Here is a 5,912-nt window from a genome sequence, read left to right on the forward strand (position 1 = left end):
CATGTGCCACTTGTCGCCCGGGCGGGGCCGGCGGCGACGCAGGTTCCGGGCGTAGGCGGGGCCGAACGTCGCGCACCAGGCACGGACCGTCTCGTGCGAGACCGTGATGCCCCGCTCGAACAGGAGCTCCTCGACCTCCCGATACGAGAGTGGGAAACGGTGGTACAGCCACACCGCGTGACCGATCACCTCGGCCGGGAACCGATACCCCTTGTACGACGGCGACACCTCGGACTCCACGACCGGCCCCTCCCGCAACGATCACCACCAAGAGCCTCCCACGCCCCTTCGGCAACCTGACAGAGCCAAAGGCTGACCAGCCGCCCAGGCCCTGCCGGTCACTCTCGAGCCAGTTGACCATATGAAATACTTATGATAAGAGCCTTCGTGGAAGGTGGCGGTGGCCGATGGCGGAGCGGTTCCTAGAGGGTGCGGTCTGGGACGCCGCGGCGATGGTCCCCGCCGCGTTCGCCGCAGCGCCGGTGCCGACGGCTGTGATCGCGCTCGACGCCCCGGAGCCGTCACAGATCCTGCTCGTGTCGACGAGCCTGGCAGACCTGCTGGGACGGCGTGAGGGAGAGCTGGTCGGGCAGCATCTGACCGATCTCGTCCAGTTGCACGCCGGAGAGGGCGATCCGCTGCGGGCTCTGGCTTTCGGCGAAGAGGCCTCCACAGTCTGCACGGCGACACGGTGGCCGGACGGCGTTTCCTTGGTCCTGGAGCTGAAGGCGGCCTGCCTGCCGGGCGAGCACTCTCTGGCCGTTGTACAGCTGTACGACGTGACCGAGAGGGAGCAAGCAGAGCGATCGCTGCGGGAGGATCTCCGCTACCTGCAGGACCTCGCGGACCACTCTTCCGCCGTCATTTTCGTCAAGGACGTTCACGGTCGGTACCTGTTCACCAACGGACAGTTCCTGCACCGCTACGGCGTCCGGCGCGAGCAGGTGCAGGGGAGGACCGACCTCGACTTCCTTCCCCAAGAAATTGCCCGCGCATACAGGGAACACGATGCAGAGGTACTCGCTACGGGCCAGCCGATCGAGGTCGATGAACCCGCGCTGGACGCCGGATGTTGGCTCTCGGTCAAGTTTCCGGTGCTGGACGAGTCGGGGCGGCCATGCGCCGTCGGGGGTATCTCCACCGACATCACGGAGCGCAAACGGGCCGAAGCAGCCGCTCAGGAGGCACGCGCCGAGGCCGAGCGGGCCAAGGCCGCTCTGGCCCTCCAGCACAGCCAGCTGCTGCAGGCCCTGCCCAATCAGAACGCCGTCGAGGTCGCCCACCGTTACCTGCCCGCGCAGGCCGGAGTCGGCGGCGACTGGTTCGACGTCATCGAGCTTCCCGGCACCCGGGTGGCACTCGTCGTCGGCGACGTGGTCGGCCACGGTCTGCTCGCCGCGGCCACCATGGGCCTGCTGCGCACCGCCGTCCACAACTTCTCCGCCCTGGATCTGCCCCCCGATGAGCTCCTTGTACACCTGGACGACCTGGTCGCCCGCATCGACGAGCGAGAGGGAGGCACCGGGGTCACCGGGGCCACCTGCCTGTACGCCGTCTACGACCCCGTCTCCGGGCGGGCTACCGCCGCCCGGGCCGGCCACCCCGGACCTGCGCTGGTCCGCCCCGACGGCATAGTGACCTTCCCCTCCATTCCCGTCTCCCCGCCCCTCGGAACGGCGGCAGGCCTGCCCTTCGAGACCGCCGAGCTGCACATACCCGAGGGAAGCAGGCTGGTCCTCTACACCGACGGGCTCGTCGAGGACCGCGGTCGTGACTTCGACCTCGGCCTCGGCCTCCTCCGCGAATCCCTGGCCGGTCACCCGGACCGGGGCCCGGAGGAGACCTGCCAGGCCGTCTTCGACGCCATGGTGCCCGAGCGCCCCGGCGACGACGTTGCCCTGCTCGTGGCCCGCACCCGCCTGCTGGACCCCGGCCAGATCGCCTCCTGGGAGGTCCCCTCCGACCCGGCGGCCGTCGCCTCCATCCGCGCCGCCTGCACCCGTCAACTCCACGCCTGGGGGCTGGAGGAGATCGCCTTCACCACCGAGCTGATCCTCAGCGAGCTGATCACCAACGCCATCCGGTACGGCACCGAGCCCATCCAGGTGCGGCTGCTGTACGACCGCGCCCTGATCTGCGAGGTGTCCGACAGCTCCAGCACCTCCCCGCACCTGCGGCGGGCCCAGGCCACCGACGAGGGCGGCCGCGGGCTGTTCCTGGTCGCCCAGTTCGCCCAGCGCTGGGGCACCCGCTACACCCCGGGCGGCAAGGTCATCTGGACCGAACAGACCCTCCACGACAGAGACGCCCGGGCCGGGGAGGACCTCGCCGACGTCCTCCTCGGCCAATGGGACGAATGAAATTCCGTCAGGCTGACGTCATGATCACCCGCACCGTCCCGCTCGTTATGGCCGCGCTACTGCTGCCGGCCCGTCCTGTTCGAGTGTGTCACTTCGGCGAGCCTGGCAAGACGTCGGCGCTGAGGGGCTGCGATCCGCTGGACTGGTCTCCACGCCCAAGCTGAGCGACACGCTGTTCGCCGTGCTGGAAGCCGAGCTGGCCAAGGGCGCCGTGACGCACGGCTGGCCGGACCAGACCTGGACGCTGGCCCGGATCAAGACCTTGATCGGGCGGCGATTCCACAAGTCGTTCACGCTCTCGGGCATCTCCCAGATGCTGCAACGCCACGGCGGAGCCACCAGGTCCCCGCGAAGCACGCGGTCGAGCGGGACGAGGCAGCCATAGCCGGATGGGTGAAGGAGACCTGGCCATCCGCGGAAGCGCCGCGGCGGCGCTCGACGCCTACCTCGTCTTCGAGGACGAGGCCGGGTTCTCGATGACGCCGCCCGCCCGCACCTGGTCCCACCGCGGCAACACCCCGATCGTCCGCGTCCGCGGGCGCTCCCAGCGCCGAATCTCCATCGCCGCCCTGGCCTGCTTCAAACCCGGCGAGCGCTCGCGGCTCATCTACCGGCCCGGTCCACACGGACCACGAGGCGGGCGGGCGACGCAGCTGGCTGATCACCACGCCGCTGCCGGCCCGCAGCCGCCGCTCCCCGACCACGGCTGTGCCCCGCTACCGCTCGCAGGGCACGGCGAACGCGGTGATGACGGCGGTCACGGACTTCCTGCGCTTCGGCGCGCTCCACGGCTGGGTCCCTCCGCAGACGGCCGGCTCGCTGTCGGAGCCGAAGTTGCTCCGGTTCTTGCCGGCCGGTTACGACGTCGGCGAGCGCGGCCAGTGGCGCCAGGTCCAGGCATCGGCTTTTCGTTTCCAGGTCAGCGAGCCCGGCTACGAGGACCTGCCCCCGCAGCAGATCCGCCGCATGATCGCGGATACGCCCCGGGCACGGGACCGTTTTCTCATCGCGCTGCTCGCCGCGACCGGCCTGCGGATCGGGGAGGCCCTGGGCTTGCGCCAGGAGGATCTGCACTTCCTGGCCTCGTCACGCTCGCTGGGCTGCCCGGTGGAGGGCCCGCACCTTCATGTGCGGCGCCGCACCGACAACCCGAACCGGGCCCTGGCCAAGTCCAGACACTCCCGCTGGCGTTGTCAGGTTGAGTGAGCACTTGGGGGTCCGCGCGGTTTCGGGACGGGCCTGTCCGTGATGGTGACGATGAGTCAGGCCGCGGCGGGTCGGCCTGTGGTTCCGGTGATCTGGTCCCAGATGGCGAAGCGGATGATCATTTCGGTGCGGTAGTCGGGTGCGGTCATGAGGTGGCGCCGGGGCCGGAAGTGGGGTGAGATGCCGCTGAATGCAGCCAGGAACCGCTGGGCTCCGCCGACGCTGCGAAAGCCCTTCATCGCCCGTTCACGCTCGCGGGTCGGTTGATGGCTGTTCTCGGCCCGGTTGTTGAGGCCCTTGTGCGAGCGGTGCTCCACCGAGGGCATCTCGTGGCGGTGAGCGGCGCCGTAGGAGCGGAGCTTGTCGGTGACGATCACCCGGGGCACCGACCGGGTCATCTTCATCAGCTTCCGGAAGAAGCGCCTGGCAGCGGCCTCGTCGCGGCGATTCTGCAGCAGAATGTCGAGGACGTTCCCGTCCTGGTCCACAGCCCGCCACAGGTACCGCTGCCGGCCCTGGATCTTGACGAAGACCTCGTCCAGGTGCCACTTGTCGCCTGGCTTCGGACGGCGCCGGCGGAGCGCGTTGGCGTAGGCGGGGCCGAACCGGAGCGTCCACTGGTTGATCGTCTCGTGGGAGATCTCGATGCCGCGCTCGAGCATCAGCTCCTCGACATCGCGCAGGCTCAGGGTGAAGCGGTGGTACAGCCACACGCAGTGCGCGATGACCTCCCGCGGAAAGCGGAAACCCCGGTACGACGGCGCGTCCACGAGCAGCCCCTCCAGGCGATCCGACCGGACAGATGACCATGCCACTGGAGAAGGGCTCCGCTCAACCTGACAACACCCAATTCCAACTGTCAGGCAGCGAGGGAGAGTTGGAGTCGGGCGAGGTGGCTGTGGTTGGCGCGGTCGGGGGGTGGCCGATCCACCAGGCGACGACGCGGATGAGGTTGAGGGCTGTGGCGCTGGTTGTGTGGTCGAGGTGGGTCTTCGCCAGGCCGCGGTAGCGGGCGCGGCGTAGGCCGGTGGTGTGGGTGGCTTGGCGGACGGTGCCTTCGACGCCTGCGCGCAGGGCGTAGTCGCGGTTGAAGTCGCCGGTCTGTTGGCGGGCGCGGGCAGCTTGGATGGCCTCGGCGATCTCGCGGGGTTGGAGGCTGAGCCGGCGGCGGTTGCTGCAGGCGCTGGTGCACTGGTCCTTGGAGGGGCAGGGGATGCAGTTCAGGGCGGCGAAGGATACGACGGTCTTGGCCACGCCTTCTTGGATGACATCGTTCCAGGTGGTGCTGGTCTTCCCGGCGGGGCAGGCGACCTGCTGGTTGTCCCAGTCGATGGTGAAGTCGGTAGCTCCGAAGCCTTGTTGGGCTTTGGCTTGGCGGGAGGTGTCGAGCAGGACCTGGGTGATCAAGGCGACGCCGTAGGCCTTGGCGGAGCCCACGATCAGTTCGGCACTGTGCATGGCCGCGCCGTTCCGTGAAGACCTCGCCCTTGAAGCCGCCGCCGTCGTCGTCGAGGCTGCCGTGGGCCGCCTGACGCCGGTCGACCCTTCGTCAACGATGCGGACGACGCAGGAACCACCCGATCCTGACCAATATCGCTCAAGTGACATATTCCCAGCATCCTGGGCATCGCCCCGTCCGTAGGCGAGCGATGCCCGGGCAAGGGCATCAGTCGAGGGCGACATCCTTCGTCTCGGGCATGCGCCAGACGGTGAAAGCGCTGATGAGCAGAAGGACCATGGCGTACATGGCGAAGAGGTCTCCGCGGCCGGAGGAGGCCAGCCAGGTCTGGAGGTAGGGGGCCGTGCCGCCGCACACCGCCACGGCCAGGGCGTAGGGGAATCCGGCCCCCGCGGTCCGCACGCCGGTGGGGAACATCTCGGCATACACCACGGGCGTGATCGCCGCGCCCGGAGCGATGAAGAGCATCGCTCCGATGAGAGCGACGGTAAGCTGCCAGACCTGGTCGCGGCGCTGTCACGTTGTTGAGGGTGTGGATGCCTGACGGTGTGTCGGGTGTGGTGGGGCCGGGTTCCGGCTCGGTGCTCAGGCCGCGGCAGGCAGGCCGGCGACGCCGGTGACCTGGTCCCAGATGGCGAAGCGGGTGGTCATCTCGGTGCGGTAGTGGGCGGCGGTCATCAAGTGGCGGCGTGGTCGGAAGTGGGGTGAGATGCCGCTGAACGCGGCCAGGAACTGCTGGGCTCCGCCGACGCTACGGAAGCCTTTCATGGCGCGTTCTCGCTGTCTGGTGGGCTGGTGGCTGTTCTCGGCCCGGTTGTTGAGGCCCTTGTGGGAGCGGTGTTCCACGGAGGGCATCACCTCGCGGTGGGCCGCCCCGTAGGAACGGA

Annotated in this window: 6 protein-coding genes and 3 pseudogenes; 4 read left to right on the forward strand and 5 right to left on the reverse strand. The window is 69.0% G+C overall.

Annotated features, from left to right (window positions below; genetic code table 11):
- Nucleotides 1-228 (reverse strand): annotated as a pseudogene (locus ACWD5D_RS44615) (IS6 family transposase); the annotation flags it as partial.
- 224 nt (nt 229-452) lie between these two features.
- Between ACWD5D_RS44615 and ACWD5D_RS44620 the strand changes: the two are divergent.
- From ACWD5D_RS44620 to ACWD5D_RS44635, 4 genes and pseudogenes are all read left to right on the forward strand, one after another.
- Nucleotides 453-800 (forward strand): annotated as a pseudogene (locus ACWD5D_RS44620) (PAS domain-containing protein); the annotation flags it as partial.
- Nucleotides 780-2,360 carry a SpoIIE family protein phosphatase gene (locus ACWD5D_RS44625; RefSeq protein WP_451378477.1) on the forward strand — a complete coding sequence of 527 codons (1,581 nt, stop codon included), beginning with the start codon at nt 780-782 and terminating at the stop codon, nt 2,358-2,360. The pseudogene ACWD5D_RS44620 and the gene ACWD5D_RS44625, both read left to right, overlap by 21 nt.
- 94 nt (nt 2,361-2,454) lie before the next feature.
- Nucleotides 2,455-3,004 (forward strand): annotated as a pseudogene (locus ACWD5D_RS44630) (helix-turn-helix domain-containing protein); the annotation flags it as partial.
- 64 nt (nt 3,005-3,068) lie between these two features.
- Nucleotides 3,069-3,566 (forward strand): hypothetical protein, encoded by a 498-nt coding sequence (locus ACWD5D_RS44635; protein WP_451378479.1) that lies wholly within the window; start codon nt 3,069-3,071, stop codon nt 3,564-3,566.
- Between the two features lie 56 nt (nt 3,567-3,622).
- Here ACWD5D_RS44635 and ACWD5D_RS44640 read toward each other — a convergent pair whose 3' ends face one another.
- From ACWD5D_RS44640 to ACWD5D_RS44655, 4 genes are all read right to left on the reverse strand, one after another.
- Nucleotides 3,623-4,336, reverse strand: a complete 714-nt coding sequence (locus tag ACWD5D_RS44640) for an IS6 family transposase (protein ID WP_451378474.1) — start codon at nt 4,334-4,336, stop codon at nt 3,623-3,625.
- Between the two features lie 61 nt (nt 4,337-4,397).
- A complete protein-coding gene (locus ACWD5D_RS44645) occupies nt 4,398-5,024 on the reverse strand; it encodes a transposase (RefSeq protein WP_451378475.1) in 627 nt (208 codons plus the stop codon).
- 208 nt (nt 5,025-5,232) lie between these two features.
- Nucleotides 5,233-5,502, reverse strand: coding sequence for an MFS transporter (locus tag ACWD5D_RS44650; protein ID WP_451378478.1), 270 nt, complete (start codon nt 5,500-5,502; stop codon nt 5,233-5,235).
- A gap of 108 nt (nt 5,503-5,610) precedes the next feature.
- Nucleotides 5,611-5,912, reverse strand: a 302-nt coding sequence (locus ACWD5D_RS44655; protein WP_451378476.1) for a DDE-type integrase/transposase/recombinase, incomplete at its 5' end; no start/stop codon positions are given.

It is taken from the genome of Streptomyces sp. NPDC002520, from assembly GCF_053595235.1.

Bases quoted from the DNA above. Each gene is read 5' to 3' on its own strand.
- ACWD5D_RS44645 (WP_451378475.1), bottom strand. From the start codon at position 5,024: ATGCACAGTGCCGAACTGATCGTGGGCTCCGCCAAGGCCTACGGCGTC.